Consider the following 14,886-nt stretch of genomic DNA (forward strand, 5'->3'; position numbering starts at 1 on the left):
TTTCGAAATAAAAAAATTAATGAGGTGAGTGTTAAATTATGAATAACTTAAAAAATACATTTATAGTTAGTACAGCTTTGATGCTAGAGTGGCTTGAATTTGGAATGTATGGATATGCTGGGGTATATTTATCTAAAACATTTTTTAGTCACTCTACTATTACCCAAGGATATTTTTTTGTTTTTGCTATTTTTGCAATAAGCTACTTTATGCGACCAATAGGTGGTGTGATAATTAGTCACTTTAGTGATAAATATGGCCGATTAAGAGCTATTAAAGGTTGTGTTGCACTTATGAGTATCCCTCTTTTAGTTATTGCCATTCTTCCAGGGTACAATGACTGGGGTTCTATATCATGTTTTGTTTTACTGTTCGCTAGAATGCTTCAGGGTTTTTCGTTAGGGGGGCAAATAACAGGTGCATTAGTTTTAATATCAGAGAGTGCATTGCCAGAAAATAGATCTTTATTAGTTTCATTCGCTGTTTCAGCTCAACAATTAGGTGTTTGTTTAGCTGGATTTATGATTTCTTTTAGTTCACTCTTTTTTACAGCACATAATTTTCAAAGTTACGGTTGGCGATTGGGATTTATTTTATGTTTTATAACAGCAATAGTGTCTTATAAGTTATTAAATCAAGCCATTGAATCTATTTATTTTAAAAATATTGAAAACAAAAATAAAATATTGGATTATCCAGTCTTAGGATGCTTAAAAAAAGATTACTTAGGAATGTTAAGAGTTATTATTTTATTAGCTTTTGCTGGTGTGACCTATTTTATGGTAAGTGTCTATATGATGAACCACTTCATAGTTATTAATGATATTAAACAAAAGTACACACCTATATCTATTATATTTATGACTACGTTAGCTACTATTCCTGCAATTATTTTACCTCCATTTATCGGGAGCTTGTGTGACAAAATCGGAAGAAAGCCATTATTATTTTTATCTACTACTTTGATTACGATAGCAATGCCTTTCTTTTTTTATATTTCAAATGAGCACAATTTATTATCATTTATTATTAGTACTTCAATAATGTTATCATTAAATGTGATCTTTATGGTTGCTAGTCAAACCTATTTTACGGAAATTTTTCCAACTAAATATCGCCACAGCGCTTTAGCCTTGAGTTGTAATGTAGCACAAGCTTTTTTTGCTGGAATTACGCCAATATTATCTTTTTATTTAAGCAATAGATTTGGAGACTTTGCACCAAGTTATTACTTTTATATTATTGCAATGATTACATTTTTAACATGTTTCTTTTTGGTAGAAACTAAAACAGAAAATGCCTTTGAAACAATTTTAGTTAAATAGACTATATTTCAAATTGAATGGTATTAGCTTATTAATATATAATGAATCAAACTTTATAAAATTAACGATATGTTTTTTATGATCTTTTTTAAAGATATCGTATTGAGAAAAGCAAAAGATAACGAGTTAGATGAACTGTATAACCTTGAAACTCAAAATATAGAATGGACTAAATTTAATGGACCGTATTTTGGTTATAAAAAACCTAGCTTAGAAGAATATAATAATAACACTTTTAAAAAGTTGCAGTTAGGTAAAACACATTTAGTTATTGAGTACAACAAAGTAATTATAGGGGTTGTTTCTTATTATTGGGAATGTGAAGATACAAGATGGCTTGAAGCAGGTATAGTGATTTATAATAATAATTGTTGGGGAAAGCAATTAGGCAAAAAAGTAATGATAGCTTGGGTATCCAACTTATTTGAATCGCTTAATAGTATTGAACGAATTGGACTAACCACATGGTCAGGCAATAAAAGAATGATGAAATGTGCAGAGTCAATCGGTTTTCAGTTAGAAGGGCGAATTAGAAAAGTTAGATATTATAACGGTGTTTTTTATGACTCTATGAAATATGGAGTTTTAAGAGAAGAATGGGCTAAATACGAATATAATGTTTTTTTATAAATTAATAATTTTGTAAAAACAAATAGTTTCTTTCTAAAAGGAGGTTTTATGAAAATGATGAATAAAATAAAGTTTGCGGTGTTTTCTTTTTTTCTGTTAATGCTAACTGGCTGCTCAAAGTCAGTAGATTATTATATGAAGCATCCAGATGAAGCAAGAAGCAAAGCCGAAACATGTCGATGGAAACATAATGACTCTTCAGAGTGTGTAAATGCTTTAACCGCAGTAAAAAAACTGGATCAAAAGACATTTAATGACTTTTTTGGTGAAATTTTTGACGATGGCGATAAGGATAAAAATAAACAAAAAAATAAAGATTAAAATTTCAGACAATGAATTGCACAGACTAATCAAGTTTTCTTATATTTAGTATTTGTCCTTCTAATATTATCAACATAACTTGCAATCCAGGTGATTGATTTTTTTTACCAAAATTATATTTGTGTGAAGCTTAAAATGATATTCCTTTATTAATTATATGATTGAAAAAATATACACTACAAAAAAATATTTTGACATTGATGATCTTTCAAATATCCCACAATCTAGTGGCGTTTATTTATTTTGGAGTAATTCTGCAAATTATCCAAAATATATTGGAAAGAGTATCAATCTCAAAAAAAGAGTAAAACAACACTTTTACCAGTCTAAGAAGAACTTGAAAGAAAAAAAAATAACTTCAAATATTTGTGGAATTGAGTGTATCGAAACTGATGGAGAGCTAAGCGCTTTGCTTCTAGAGTCAAAACTTATTAAAGCATTAAATCCGCTTATGAATCGATTACTAAAAAAGAATAAAGCACTTCACTCCTTTATTCTTAATGAAGATAGTGATATTCAAATTAAAACTTTCTCTCATTCTAATGAAGAAAATTTTTTCAATAAGAATCTTTACGGACTTTATAAGTCACCAAAACAAGCTGAAGAACATTTAAGGAAAATAGCTAATAAAGAAAATTTATGTTGGAAGTTAACTGGTCTAGAAAAGTGTAAAAATGCATGTTTTAATTTTCAGATAAAAAAGTGTTTAGGGGCTTGTATAGGTAAAGAAAATTCAAGTGTACATTTTCAACGTTTAAAAAAAGCACTTGAAAACCTTCAAACTGGTGTTTGGCCTAAAAACAAAATAGTTAAAATTAATGAACATCAGACCAAACACATTATTATTAATTGGAAGTATTGTGGAACAGAATATAACCAAGTAGATCCAAATAATCTAAAGTTTAATTATGATGAGTTTAAAATTATTTATAGTTACTTTGTGAAAAACAAAATCATTTTATTTTAACATATATAGTTGAGCCATCTGGGCAATAAATATGACTCAAACCAAAAGAATAAGTCCCATCATCCTCTTCAATACTCCAATTTAAAAGAATTTCTTTTTTAAATAAGCTATCAGTTATAAAATCTTTATCATGCACTATAACTTTATTATTTTCACAAATATATTTATCATTAGATTCCTTAATATTCACCTTTTCTGGTTCAAGATATTCTAGTACGATTTGCTTTAATGTTAAGTTTGAATTTTGTTGTAATCGTACTTTCTCTACATGCTCTAAAATTGGATTCCAGATAGTTTCAAAATTTATGGAGGAGTCGATTTGGCTGTTAAGTTCTGTAAATTTTTTCATAAAGTTGTTTTTTTTATAAATAATGAATTTAATAATATACAAACTTTTTTTTTTGTGAAAAAAAAATAGAAATAAATAAGACCTAAGATATCTTTTATTTCTTATTTTTGAGACCTGAATAAATTACTCAAAAAGTTTTTTGAGAAAATTCTACAATAATAAAATTCAAGTAATCATATTTGAGGGTTATGTGATGAGAAAATTGATAATTTTAATATGTATGTTATTTTCATCAATTATCGTTTCAGAGGAACAAAAAACTCCCAATTACAATAATTTTATTCCTCCTGAAATCATGACACCAGATGAAGTTAAAACAAGAATAGGAACGTTAGAATTTTTTGATGGTTTGCCAAGTGAAAATACGGTCAAATTGTTATATGATAATTTGGATTTTATAAGGGGAGTTGATGCTTTCTTAAATTTCGTTCCAGCCGCTTCGCTCGAATCAGTAAGAGTCGGACATAAAAAATATGGTGTTCAAAACTCAAATCAAGTTGTTATCTTTGAATCATTAATGGACTCTAACCCATTATGGTTAACTGGAAATACTGATACCGTTTATGCTTCTACATTTATTGATTTAAGAAAAAATGGTTTAACCGTTATTGAAATACCACCCGGAATGGGCCCTGGGACTGTTAATGATGCCTATTTTAGGTATATTATAGATATGGGGACTCCTGGACCAGATAAAGGAAAAGGCGGAAAATATTTATTAGTACCCCCTGATTTTAAAGGTGAAGTACCTAAAGGTTATTATGTTGCAAAAACCTCATCTTACATAAATTGGTTAATATTAAGGGGGTTTTTGAAGGATGGCTCTACTGATTATTCTGTAAATCTTCTTAAAAATGGTTTGAAAATATATCCTTACTCGACAAAAGATAACCCAGAAAAAATGGAATTCATTGATGTATCAGGTTTACCTGTTAACACCATTCATGCAAATAACTATATGTTTTTTATGGAATTAAATGACGTTATTCAACGTGAACCAGTGGATTTTATTAGTCCTGAACTTCGTGGAATTTTATCAAGTATCGGAATGGAAAAAGGCAAATCATTTTCACCAGATGAACGACTTAAAAATATCTTGACTGACTCTGTCGCTGTGGCCAATGGTACAGCCAGATCTCTTGCATTTAGCCCAAGAGAAAAGGATGCCTACATTTATCCTGATCTATATTGGCAAACTGCTTTTGTAGGAAATGATTATAGATGGTTAAAAGACAACGGTACTGGAGGTAGATTCTTAGATGCAAGAACTCTTTATTTTTATATCGCTACCGTAAACACGCCAGCAATGCAGGCAAAACTACCTGGAGTAGGCTCTCAATATGCTTATTTAGCAGTGGATGAAAGTAAAAACTACTTACATGGTAGTAAAAAATATAAATTAACATTGCCCGCTAATATACCTGCTAAAGATTTTTGGTCAATTGTTGTTTATGATCCTCAGACTAGATCTGAATTACAAACTTCACAACCCTTTCCAAGTAAAAATAATAAACGTAATACTGATTTAAAATTTAATTCAGATGGAAGTATAGATTTGTTTTTTTCTCCTGAAGCACCAGAGAAAATGAAAAGTAATTGGATACAAACTGTTCCTAATAAAGGTTGGTTTCTTCTTTTAAGATTATATGGTCCAACCAATGCTTATTTTGATCAGACATGGAAACCTGGTAGTTTAACCTTAATTGAATAAATTTCTAAAAGTTAATGAATGATCATAATTTTTAATGTAAATTTTCATTATAATTAAAATTCATTTATTAACTCTTAATTTTTTTGATTACAGGCCTAACATATGATTAAAAGAAAACTTCCTATTTTAATATTAGTCATAGGTCTAATAATTTTTTATTCGTTAGATATCACTCATTATGTATCTATGGAGAACTTTTCAAAACATTACAAAACTATACTTTTATGGTCTAACAACCATGTAGGGTATAGTATTTTAATATTTGTTATAACTTACATAGCTGTTGTGTCCTTTTCCATACCAATAGCAACACTTTTGACATTAGTTGGTGGTTTTTTGTATGGAATTTATTTAGGGACAATTTTAGTTGTTTTATCCGCAACAATAGGCGGGGTAATAACTTTTATAAGTTTTCGGTATTCTTTTAATAATAATTCTAACAAAAAAATTTCTGAAGGGCAGATAAATAATTTTCAAAAGGGCTTTCGTAAAAATGCTATTTCCTATCTATTATTTTTGAGATTAGTACCTCTTTTCCCTTTTTTTTAGTCAATATAGCTTGTGGTTTAATAAAAATTAAAACCAAAGATTTTATTTTAGGAACTTTTTTTGGAATAATTCCCGGAACATTTGTATATGTTTGGGTAGGTAGTGGTATAGGTTTTACTTTTATGAAAGGTAGCGACATAAATTATAAAATTATTTTCGAACCACAAATATTATTTCCATTATTAGCATTATCAATCTTAGCTTTGATTCCTATCGTATATAAAAAAATTAAAGCTTCTAAATAAAATAGGGTACTTTCAAAACATGGACAATATAAAAACTGATATTTGTGTGATTGGTGCTGGATCTGGTGGTTTATCTTTTGCAGCAGGTGCTGCTCAAATGGGAGCAAGCGTGGTTCTTTTTGAAAAGGGAAAAATGGGAGGTGACTGCTTAAATTATGGCTGTGTACCATCTAAGTCTTTAATTGAAAGCTCTAAATATGCATCCATTGCCTATAAGGCAAAAAGTTTAGGTGTAGAAATTAATAATATTCAATTAGATGTCCAAGATATTATGAGTCATATAAAGAATGTTATTAAAAAAATAGAGCCACATGATTCAGTTGAAAGGTTTGAAAACCTAGGCGTTAAAGTTATTCAATCTAAAGCTTCTTTTATTGATTCAAAGTCAGTTCAGGGTGAAAACTGTGTTGTCAGAGCAAAGTATTTTATTATAGCAACAGGCTCGTCACCTCGAATTATTCCCTTTAATGGATTAAATTTAAATAGGGTGTTAACCAACGAGAATATATTTGACTTAAATTATATACCGAAGACATTACTGGTTATTGGAGGAGGACCGATAGGCTGCGAGCTTGCACAAGCTTTCGCCTCTTTTGGTACTAACATTATTATTTTAGAAAATAGTGATAAAATTTTGGGGATGTTAGATAGCTCATCGAGAGACATTCTTTTAGATTCTTGGAAAAACTTACCTATAGATGTTTTCACTTCTGTAACAGACATCAATTTTTCTGATAGTAATAGCATTAGAAAAGTTAGTTTTATTACAGAAAAAATAAAAAATGAAATTATTTTTGATGATATTTTAATGGCCACGGGTCGAGAGCCGAATCTATCGATTTTAAATCTAGATAATGCAAACATATTCTTTGATTCAAAAGGAATTATAGTAGATTCTTATCAAAGAACGAACCAAAAGAGGATATTTGCTATAGGTGATTGCGCTTCTAGATTTCAGTTTACACATAATGCAAGTTATCAAGCTAGTGCTTTAATCCAAACGATACTTTTTAAGTTGCCTAAGAAGGTATCATATAATTATTTTCCTTATTGTATTTACACTAATCCTGAAATAGCACACGTTGGTATTTGTGTTGCTGATGCAAAAAAACAAGGTTTAACAATTTTATCCTTAGAGTATGAAGGAAATGATCGAGCAATCGCAACAGTAAATGAATTAGGATTGATACAAGTATCAACTGACAAAAGGGGATATATTTATGGCGTCACAATAATAGGCGCAAATGCTGGCGAATTAATTACCCAGTGGACAATATTAATGTCGAATAAAAAAAAATTAAAGCATATGGCCTCAACTATTGTACCTTACCCAACTCTAAGTGAATTAAACAAAAGAGTTGCAGGAAGTTTTTATACACCAAAATTATTTTCAAAAAAGGTTCAATCGATAGTAAAAGCCCTCATGAAAATTTCTTAAGAATAATCCTAATAGTATTTAAGTAATTGCCTCAAGAGTAATTACTTAATTTTAGTAGACTATAGAGCTAATTATCATTACTAGAAATATATTCTTCAATCTTTTCTTTATAAGTATTTGATACCGGTACTTTTTCATTATTTCTTAAATTTACAAAAAGACGATTTGCTTCTTGAGACATTTCTGTTGCGCATTGTACATTAATGATGTGACTTCTATGACAACGAATAAATGGGAACGATAACTGCTTTTGTAAGTTACTTATAGTTTCTCTCATGGGGTATTCATCTTCTTCAGTATGAATAATAACGTAATTAGCAGCACTTTCGATCCATAGTATTTGGCTTGATTTAATTACATGCTCTTTTTGATCTTTTTTAATTATGAATGTGTTTTCATCTTGTGGTTGTTCGTTTTTTTCATTGTGATTTTCATCATTACCTGAAACACTTTTAGCTATTTCTATGTGTGTAGCTAGCTTATCAGATGTGGTATAAATAAAACCTAATATGAAAAATAATTGAATGAAGTTTATATATTCAGCAATAAACCACCAACTTAAACCATTACCGTAAAATGTCCTTACGATATACCATTTTATGTTAAAAATTGCAGATGAGATATGGTAGAAATAATATGTAAAAACACTAAAAATTGTCAAAAAGAACAGAAGCTGAATTAATAGAGTTGAGATGTTTTTTGTTAAATGTTTTGAGGTATTGTCTTTAAATTTTCTACAACCAAAATTTAGAATGAACAAAGTAAATAGCACGTATATTAAAATATAACTAATTGTTAAGGCAATAACTGTTAATGTGTTTTGCGCACCTGCATTTGGGCTCAATAAGTCTTTTGTAATTTGAGTGAAGATAGGCTGCCAAATCCATATCACTTGGAACATGTGAATGATTAAAGCTGTAAGAATAGGTTTTTTATATATCCATTGTAAAATTTTTTGCATAATTTAAATTTAGTCTTTTAAAATGATGATATTTAATAAAATTATTTGTTTTTTTATTATGAAAAATAATTTGATTTTGTTGTTGTTAAAGAAGTTATTTTTTTGAAATTGATCCCCAAATTTATAGCAATGGTTATTAGAATAATGAAACAAACATATAATGTTCTGAAATAATTATATTCATAACTTAACAAAAATAAATAGTGAATTAAAAAATAATTACAAATTTCTAGAAGAATATTGGTAAAAAAACAGCATAATATCGCAAGATAAAAATATTCAATTAAAATGCTGAATGAATTAAAGTTTTTGGATGAACCGATTGTTCTGTATATTTTAAACTCGTATATTTGTTTTTTCACATTTAAATTATTTATAAAAAACATCAGCAGTATAGAGCTTGCAAAACAAAAAGTAATCAGTAATTGAATAATACTTATAAATTGTGATGATATATTAAGATAACTTGAAATTATTTTTCTTAAATCAAAAAGAGTTACAGTAGGAAAGTCTCTCATAATAGAGTTTAGCGACTCGGATTCAGGAACTCTAAAACTTAGAATAGATGTGTAGTCAATTTGGTTTAATATGTCTTTTGACAGTATAAAATAAAAATTAGGCCTCATGTTATCCCATTTAACTTTTCTAATATTTGTAACTTGTCCTTTAATAAAATTAGCGCCAATATCAAAAGATATAGTATCTCCGACTTTTATATTTAATTTCTCAGCTGTTTTTTCTTCAACTGAAACTGAATTAGCATTTTGCCATTTCCCTTTAATAACTGAATTATCTTTCGGTGGTTTTTGAGTCCATGTTAAATTAATTTCTCTATCTAAATTTTGGTTTGCTTTGTTAAATATTATATCTTTATTATTAACTTTAATAATTCTTGCTCTAAAAATTGGATATAATTGGGATGAAGTATAATTTTTATTTTTCAAATTTTCCAAAAATATTCTTTCATCAGAAGGTGATATATTAATTGCAAAAACATTAGGCCTATCCGACTTTTCTATAATCTTCCAATCTTGAATGACGACCTTTTGTGTTGTGTTCAGCACAAAAAATAGAGAAAGACAAATTGATATTAATGTTATATAAATGGCATGAGCAGAGGCATATGACTTTAATCTATACAATGTAATCATTAGCAACCCAGAACGAGAATGATAAATGGAATTTTTTATTAGGAATTTAATTAAAAAAAATAAAATAAATATTGTAATTAAAAGACTTAGACTTGAAGCAATTGCAATCTTATAAGTGGTTATGAACTCATAAAGCGTGTAGTAATAAAAAGTTAAAAAAATAAGGAACAAAAAAGGTATAATTATCCGAAATATTTTGGTTCTAATTTTCAGTAATACTCTTAAATTAAATCCAGTGATTATAGTTGTTAAAAAAAATGAGCCTAACAGGGTATATATAACTGCTTGATAGAGATTGTTCGTATCAAAATTGACACCTAAGGCAGAAAGTTTTGATTGAATGAAGATAAAAATAAAATAACAAACTAGAGAACTAAATACGATCGCGCTGAATAATATAATGAAAATTTGAGAGCAAATAAGCATAATAATTTTGTTAAGACTAGTGCCGAGAGATTTCAAAATATTAATTGTGTTATTTTGTTTTTTGACGAAGTTTGACATTGCAAAAACAATCACAAATAAGGATACGACAACAGCAAAACTTGCAATAAGCAGAGAAAAACTTGAGGCTTGATTTAGTATCTCATTTCCTTTTACAGTATCTGTTGAAAGCCATTTTTGGTAGGACTGTAATTTTAATGTATTTTTTAACGCCTTAATATTTGAATTTGATATCGAAATATAAACAAGGTACTTTACTCGACTTCCAGCTCTTAAATTGCCCGTTTTTAACGCATCATCAAATGAAATAAAAAAAACTGGCTGTTGTCTAAAAGGATTGTATTCTAAAAAATTATCATTTTTAATTATTCCAGAATATACTCCTTTAAAGTCTCCAATATTTATATCTTTATTTGAAGGTATGTTAATTTGATAGCCTGAATTGAGTTGCCATATTGTATTTGGTTCAATCCTATTGATACCTTTATGAATAGATTCAAAAATTAATTTGTTGTTTAGAGGGAATGTTGGGTCAACTGCTCGAATATTTACTAAGTTAAACTGTCCATTAAACTCTAACATAGTATAAAAAGATATTTCTCTTGCAAAATTAGTCGAATACTTCTTAATTTTCTGTAAATCGGTATTAGAAATAGGTCTAGTGGATTCAAGAATAATATCTCCACCAAGAACTTCGATTCCTTTATTTTGTATTACATTGTTAAAGCTTTTACTCAGAAAAATTAATGAAAAAAATGTTGTCAAAATAATAACCATGGCAAAAAAAATTGAATAAAAGTTATTATGAGATAATTCTTTTAAAGTCCATTTTAAAAAAAACTTTTGCTTTTCTATCATTATTAAAATCTCAGCTTTAATGTAAACTGATCTAACAGAAATTGTCTCTTACAAAGAGAGGATAAAGATTTGTCATGAGTTACGATAACTAAGCTCGTGTTATATGTCTCACACATATCGAATAAGAGACGGGTAATGTTTTCACTATTTTTTTTATCTAAATTTCCTGTTGGCTCATCAGCAAAGATTATCTTGGGTTGATTCATAAAAGATCTTGCTATAGAAAGTCTCTGCTGCTCACCTCCAGAGAGTTGTTTAGGATAATGATGTGATCTATGGCTCAATCCAACTTGTTCTAAAGCTTTGAATGCCTGTTTTTTGTAGTTATTAATGTTGTTAATAAATAATGGTACATATAAGTTTTCTATTGCATTTAAAGTAGGTATTAACAAAAAATCTTGAAAAATAAAACTAAAGAATTTTCTTCTTATTGTGGATAATTTTTTTTCATTGATCGTACTTATATTTTGTCCGAAAATAAATACATCTCCGTCAGTAGGTTTTTCAATTCCAGAAATTATTTTAAGCAAGGTCGTTTTACCAGCTCCTGAGCTACCTTCAATAGATATGGTATCTCCATCATAAATCTCGAAATTAATGTTCTTAAAAAGTTTTATCTCTTCACTATAATTAAATATATTTTTTGAAATATCATGAGTTTTTATGAGACATTGTTTATCCTTTACGGTCATTTTAATTTTATCCCTGATATTATTTTTATCTTCACACGTATATTCTAGGACATTGTTGATTTTAGGTGATAGTTTAAGTTCTGGTTATTTGATTTCAGTTGAAAAAAGATGGTCAAATTTACTCCAAGAAAAATTTGATGAAAATAAAATTGATATTCAAATAATTAATGCGAGTATATCTGGTGCAACTTCTAATGATGTTTTACGTAAATTACCAAACTTAATTAAAAAATATAAACCGAAGTATATTTTGATTGAGATTGGAGGTAATGATGGTCTTAGAGGTTATTCACCTGATATAATTAAATCAAACATAAACCAATTAATAGATCTGTCATTAAAATCCAAAGCTTATGTTTTTCTTCAAGCTATAAGATTACCAAGAAATTATGGAAAGAAATATATAACAGCTTTTGAAAAAATTTATACAGATTTTAAAAATGTAAAAGGAGTTAAGGTAATTCCTTTTTTCCCGGAAGCTATTTTTCTTAACCCAGAATTGATGATGAGTGACCAGATACACCCAAATGTAAAGGCTCAACCGCTGATGGCTAATTTTATCTTTAATGAGTTAAAAAAAATTTGAAATTAAAGAAATACTAACTATATTTAAACTGTGTTTGTATTATTTTTAACTCCTTTAGCCCATTATTATAATGGGCGCTTTTATTTAATAATACCACAATGAATCTGTATGTAATTGTTCATTCTCTATGAGACTTTCAGGATCTACAATGATTTTACTATTATGATAATCAATCATAACTTTATTTTGACCAACATTAGAATCGATAATTTTTACATTTTCTCCTAAATACTCTACCCAGATTCCACGTTTTGCTTTTGATAGCTTCATAGTACACCTATAAAATTTAAAATGCATATCTAAGAGTATAGTTTAAATTTGCAGAACATATTAATTAGCAAAAAATTAATTTGCATTGTGATTTTTTTCTGGCAGTTAAAGGGTAAAAAATTTTGGTGTGATTAAATCCAAAAACATACTATTATAGTAAGAATGTAACACTTAAATAAATGATTTTTATTTAATTTTAATACTCTAAAGGAGATATTTATGAAAAAAATGATACGAGCATTTTCTCTATTTACTATTTTTTTTCTTTTATACGGTTGTAGTTCAAGTGGTAACACTTATATGGAAAAAGAGCTGCGATTGATAAAATGAGCGCAGATGCTGTAAGTAAGCTTTCTGAAAAAAATGCAACAGCATCAAGAGAGATAAAAAATGGATACGGATATGCAGTTTTTAGCAATTCTAATGTAACAGTTTTATTTGTAGGCGGATCGGGTGGTTATGGGGTACTCCATAATAATCAAAGTGGTGAGAATACCTATATGAAAATGGGTGGTGCTAATGTTGGTTTAGGTTTAGGAATGAAAAATATAAGAATCGTCTTTACCTTTAAAACCAAAAAAGCATTTGACAACTTCAAAGAAAATGGTTGGTTAGGAGGTGCCCAGGCTGATGCAACTGCAAAATCCAAACAAAAAGGTGGTGCAAATGATGTTCAGGTCGATACATCAGGAACACACACTTATGTGATGACAAATGAGGGTGTGGCACTTCAAGCTTCTATTCAAGGATCTAAATATTGGAAAGATGATTCATTGAATTAAAAATCAACAAGTTGAATACACTACATATACAAATTTGTAGTGTATTTAAATTAAATTCAGAAATTTTTATAAAAAAAATCATTGGTATTTATCATAATGGTGTATTTGTTTATTGTGAAAATCTATAATATTGTAATTTATAATTATAACTTACGTATTAAAAACATAATATGAATAAAAATTTAAAAATAAAGTTTTCTCTTATTTACTTTTTAACCAGTTTCCTAGTTATCTGTTTGACATTTTTATTACAACACATTCAACGATTTTTTTGGGTTAGGGAGTTTTCTCAAAATTATGATTTAAATGAATATTTGATACAATTTATAAAATATTATACAAACCCATTTGAATTTTTCTTATTTCATAGTGTTTCTTTAATTTGTAGTTTTGTTTTATTGGCAATTGGCATGTGTCTTTTTTTAAGGATATATCAAAAAAATGGCTATAAATACTTGTATGTACTGTTAAATATGTTTTTTTTAGTAGCATTGTTAATCATTAATTGGTTATGCGATAAATATTTATTTGTTTTTTTAATTAAAGGTAATACTTATGTGCAACTTTTCAATGAACTTGTTGAAAACAAATCTATAATTTTTTCATTTGTAACTTACCAAATACTATTTATTACTCTTATTAATGATAAAATCACAATTTCTTTTTTGAAAAAAAATAGTACCAAGGGGAAAGATGGCTTATTCATAAAAGATAACGCTTCCAATATGGATAGATCAGAAGAGAAACAAATACACTCTGAATCGGTTAGAACTAACGAAGATTTAAAATACGAGGCATATATTGAAGTTGAAAAATTAGATAAAAAATACCTAATTCCTACAAACGATGTCTACTTCTTTAAATCTTCTGGTAATTATGTTGAAATATTTACACAAAATGAAAACTTTTTAATCCGTGCTACCTTAAAAAATACCTTTAAGTCAATGACAAAAGAATTTGTTTATATTCATAGATCTTGTGTAATAAATACTGCATATATTGATGGGGTAGAGCTTTCATACCTGGGTACTAATAAAGTTTGTTATGTGAAATTAAAAAATGGTAATAAGTTGAAGGTTTCAAGATCACACATATCTAGTTTTGAACAATATTTGAATAATTAAGTAAGTTTTCGCAATTATTTAATTTAAATAGTCACAAAAACCTTAGGTAAATAGAATGTATGTATCGGTTTGTTTTCCCAAGATATATTATAAAACTTCGATTTATTAAATTGAGGACTATTGAATGAAAAATAAAAGAAAAATAGCGATTGCTATTTGTCTCTTGGGTATTACGTCATGCTCAAATTACGCAGAGCCTGGTATTAAGATTAAAAATAGTACTTTATCAGAGGTGAAAAGTGGTTGTTATAAAAATATAATGAAAATGGTCGGACATGATAACCAATTAGAATACTTGAAGGTTATTGATGGACATACACAAACAAATTATCCATACCATATTAATTATGTTTATGAATATGCTTTTCTAAACAAAAAAAATAACAATAAACATATAGCGTATTGCGATGTAAATATTGATCAAAAAGGGAAAATTAAAAATTATCAATTGAATATGGACAATATGTATCCTAACTAACTTTA

The 14,886-nt window shown here is 28.0% G+C and carries 15 protein-coding genes and 1 pseudogene; 11 read left to right on the forward strand and 5 right to left on the reverse strand.

What is annotated here, in order from left to right:
* Positions 1 to 38: 38 nt before the first annotated feature.
* The 4 genes from CF386_RS08070 to CF386_RS08085 all read left to right on the forward strand — a co-directional run bounded on the left by CF386_RS08070 (position 39) and on the right by CF386_RS08085 (position 3,243).
* Positions 39 to 1,325 (forward strand): MFS transporter, encoded by a 1,287-nt coding sequence (locus CF386_RS08070; protein WP_089073923.1) that lies wholly within the window; start codon positions 39 to 41, stop codon positions 1,323 to 1,325.
* Between the two features lie 78 nt (positions 1,326 to 1,403).
* Positions 1,404 to 1,955 carry a GNAT family N-acetyltransferase gene (locus tag CF386_RS08075; protein ID WP_089073924.1) on the forward strand — a complete coding sequence of 184 codons (552 nt, stop codon included), beginning with the start codon at positions 1,404 to 1,406 and terminating at the stop codon, positions 1,953 to 1,955.
* 54 nt (positions 1,956 to 2,009) lie between these two features.
* Positions 2,010 to 2,276 (forward strand): EexN family lipoprotein, encoded by a 267-nt coding sequence (locus tag CF386_RS08080; protein WP_145955033.1) that lies wholly within the window; start codon positions 2,010 to 2,012, stop codon positions 2,274 to 2,276.
* Positions 2,277 to 2,433: 157 nt separating this feature from the next.
* The gene (locus CF386_RS08085) at positions 2,434 to 3,243 is read left to right on the forward strand and encodes a GIY-YIG nuclease family protein (RefSeq protein ID WP_089073926.1); all 810 of its coding nucleotides are present in this window, start codon (positions 2,434 to 2,436) and stop codon (positions 3,241 to 3,243) included.
* Here CF386_RS08085 and CF386_RS08090 read toward each other — a convergent pair.
* Entirely contained in the window at positions 3,230 to 3,592 is a 363-nt protein-coding gene (locus CF386_RS08090; protein ID WP_089073927.1) for a hypothetical protein, read from the reverse strand. The genes CF386_RS08085 and CF386_RS08090 overlap by 14 nt on opposite strands.
* A 193-nt stretch (positions 3,593 to 3,785) precedes the next feature.
* Here CF386_RS08090 and CF386_RS08095 point away from each other — a divergent pair, with 193 nt between their 5' ends.
* The 3 genes and pseudogenes from CF386_RS08095 to CF386_RS08110 all read left to right on the forward strand — a co-directional run bounded on the left by CF386_RS08095 (position 3,786) and on the right by CF386_RS08110 (position 7,535).
* Positions 3,786 to 5,303, forward strand: a complete 1,518-nt coding sequence (locus CF386_RS08095; RefSeq protein ID WP_089073928.1) for a DUF1254 domain-containing protein — start codon at positions 3,786 to 3,788, stop codon at positions 5,301 to 5,303.
* Positions 5,304 to 5,489: 186 nt separating this feature from the next.
* Positions 5,490 to 6,097, forward strand: a pseudogene (locus CF386_RS13695) (TVP38/TMEM64 family protein).
* Between the two features lie 19 nt (positions 6,098 to 6,116).
* The gene (locus CF386_RS08110; RefSeq protein ID WP_089073930.1) at positions 6,117 to 7,535 is read left to right on the forward strand and encodes a dihydrolipoyl dehydrogenase family protein; all 1,419 of its coding nucleotides are present in this window, start codon (positions 6,117 to 6,119) and stop codon (positions 7,533 to 7,535) included.
* Positions 7,536 to 7,602: 67 nt separating this feature from the next.
* On the opposite strand, the gene CF386_RS08115 is transcribed toward CF386_RS08110, so the two are convergent.
* From CF386_RS08115 to CF386_RS08125, 3 genes are read right to left on the reverse strand one after another with little or no spacing between them, the layout of a single operon-like run.
* On the reverse strand, positions 7,603 to 8,496 hold the full coding sequence (locus CF386_RS08115; protein ID WP_089073931.1) for a LytR/AlgR family response regulator transcription factor: 894 nt from the start codon (positions 8,494 to 8,496) through the stop codon (positions 7,603 to 7,605).
* Between the two features lie 56 nt (positions 8,497 to 8,552).
* Entirely contained in the window at positions 8,553 to 10,949 is a 2,397-nt protein-coding gene (locus tag CF386_RS08120) for an ABC transporter permease (RefSeq protein WP_089073932.1), read from the reverse strand.
* A gap of 2 nt (positions 10,950 to 10,951) precedes the next feature.
* Positions 10,952 to 11,641, reverse strand: a complete 690-nt coding sequence (locus tag CF386_RS08125; protein WP_089073933.1) for an ABC transporter ATP-binding protein — start codon at positions 11,639 to 11,641, stop codon at positions 10,952 to 10,954.
* Between the two features lie 55 nt (positions 11,642 to 11,696).
* On the opposite strand from CF386_RS08125, the gene CF386_RS08130 reads away from it, so the two are divergent.
* The gene (locus CF386_RS08130) at positions 11,697 to 12,227 is read left to right on the forward strand and encodes an arylesterase (RefSeq protein WP_158522343.1); all 531 of its coding nucleotides are present in this window, start codon (positions 11,697 to 11,699) and stop codon (positions 12,225 to 12,227) included.
* Positions 12,228 to 12,311: 84 nt separating this feature from the next.
* Here CF386_RS08130 and CF386_RS08135 read toward each other — a convergent pair whose 3' ends face one another.
* Positions 12,312 to 12,497: a hypothetical protein gene (locus tag CF386_RS08135; RefSeq protein ID WP_089073935.1), complete on the reverse strand. Its 186-nt coding sequence runs from the start codon at positions 12,495 to 12,497 to the stop codon at positions 12,312 to 12,314.
* Positions 12,498 to 12,823: 326 nt separating this feature from the next.
* Here CF386_RS08135 and CF386_RS08140 point away from each other — a divergent pair, with 326 nt between their 5' ends.
* The 3 genes from CF386_RS08140 (at position 12,824) to CF386_RS08150 (ending at position 14,881) form a co-directional block, all read left to right on the forward strand.
* Complete coding sequence (locus CF386_RS08140; protein WP_089073936.1) at positions 12,824 to 13,279, forward strand: lipid-binding SYLF domain-containing protein; 456 nt, start codon at positions 12,824 to 12,826, stop codon at positions 13,277 to 13,279.
* A gap of 170 nt (positions 13,280 to 13,449) precedes the next feature.
* Positions 13,450 to 14,403: a LytR/AlgR family response regulator transcription factor gene (locus tag CF386_RS08145; protein ID WP_089073937.1), complete on the forward strand. Its 954-nt coding sequence runs from the start codon at positions 13,450 to 13,452 to the stop codon at positions 14,401 to 14,403.
* Positions 14,404 to 14,527: 124 nt separating this feature from the next.
* The gene (locus tag CF386_RS08150; RefSeq protein WP_089073938.1) at positions 14,528 to 14,881 is read left to right on the forward strand and encodes a hypothetical protein; all 354 of its coding nucleotides are present in this window, start codon (positions 14,528 to 14,530) and stop codon (positions 14,879 to 14,881) included.
* Positions 14,882 to 14,886 lie beyond the last annotated feature (5 nt).

The organism is Paraphotobacterium marinum, from assembly GCF_002216855.1.
GTDB classification, from domain to species: domain Bacteria; phylum Pseudomonadota; class Gammaproteobacteria; order Enterobacterales; family Vibrionaceae; genus Paraphotobacterium; species Paraphotobacterium marinum.

What these genes read in the sequence shown, in the direction of transcription:
- CF386_RS08070 (WP_089073923.1), top strand. Translation starts at nt 39, where the DNA reads ATGAATAACTTAAAAAATACATTTATAGTTAGTACAGCTTTGATGCTA.
- CF386_RS08075 (WP_089073924.1), top strand. Translation starts at nt 1,404, where the DNA reads ATGATCTTTTTTAAAGATATCGTATTGAGAAAAGCAAAAGATAACGAG.
- CF386_RS08080 (WP_145955033.1), top strand. Translation starts at nt 2,010, where the DNA reads ATGATGAATAAAATAAAGTTTGCGGTGTTTTCTTTTTTTCTGTTAATG.
- CF386_RS08085 (WP_089073926.1), top strand. Translation starts at nt 2,434, where the DNA reads ATGATTGAAAAAATATACACTACAAAAAAATATTTTGACATTGATGAT.
- CF386_RS08090 (WP_089073927.1), bottom strand. Translation starts at nt 3,592, where the DNA reads ATGAAAAAATTTACAGAACTTAACAGCCAAATCGACTCCTCCATAAAT.
- CF386_RS08095 (WP_089073928.1), top strand. Translation starts at nt 3,786, where the DNA reads ATGAGAAAATTGATAATTTTAATATGTATGTTATTTTCATCAATTATC.
- CF386_RS08110 (WP_089073930.1), top strand. Translation starts at nt 6,117, where the DNA reads ATGGACAATATAAAAACTGATATTTGTGTGATTGGTGCTGGATCTGGT.
- CF386_RS08115 (WP_089073931.1), bottom strand. Translation starts at nt 8,496, where the DNA reads ATGCAAAAAATTTTACAATGGATATATAAAAAACCTATTCTTACAGCT.
- CF386_RS08120 (WP_089073932.1), bottom strand. Translation starts at nt 10,949, where the DNA reads ATGATAGAAAAGCAAAAGTTTTTTTTAAAATGGACTTTAAAAGAATTA.
- CF386_RS08125 (WP_089073933.1), bottom strand. Translation starts at nt 11,641, where the DNA reads ATGACCGTAAAGGATAAACAATGTCTCATAAAAACTCATGATATTTCA.
- CF386_RS08135 (WP_089073935.1), bottom strand. Translation starts at nt 12,497, where the DNA reads ATGAAGCTATCAAAAGCAAAACGTGGAATCTGGGTAGAGTATTTAGGA.
- CF386_RS08140 (WP_089073936.1), top strand. Translation starts at nt 12,824, where the DNA reads ATGAGCGCAGATGCTGTAAGTAAGCTTTCTGAAAAAAATGCAACAGCA.
- CF386_RS08145 (WP_089073937.1), top strand. Translation starts at nt 13,450, where the DNA reads ATGAATAAAAATTTAAAAATAAAGTTTTCTCTTATTTACTTTTTAACC.
- CF386_RS08150 (WP_089073938.1), top strand. Translation starts at nt 14,528, where the DNA reads ATGAAAAATAAAAGAAAAATAGCGATTGCTATTTGTCTCTTGGGTATT.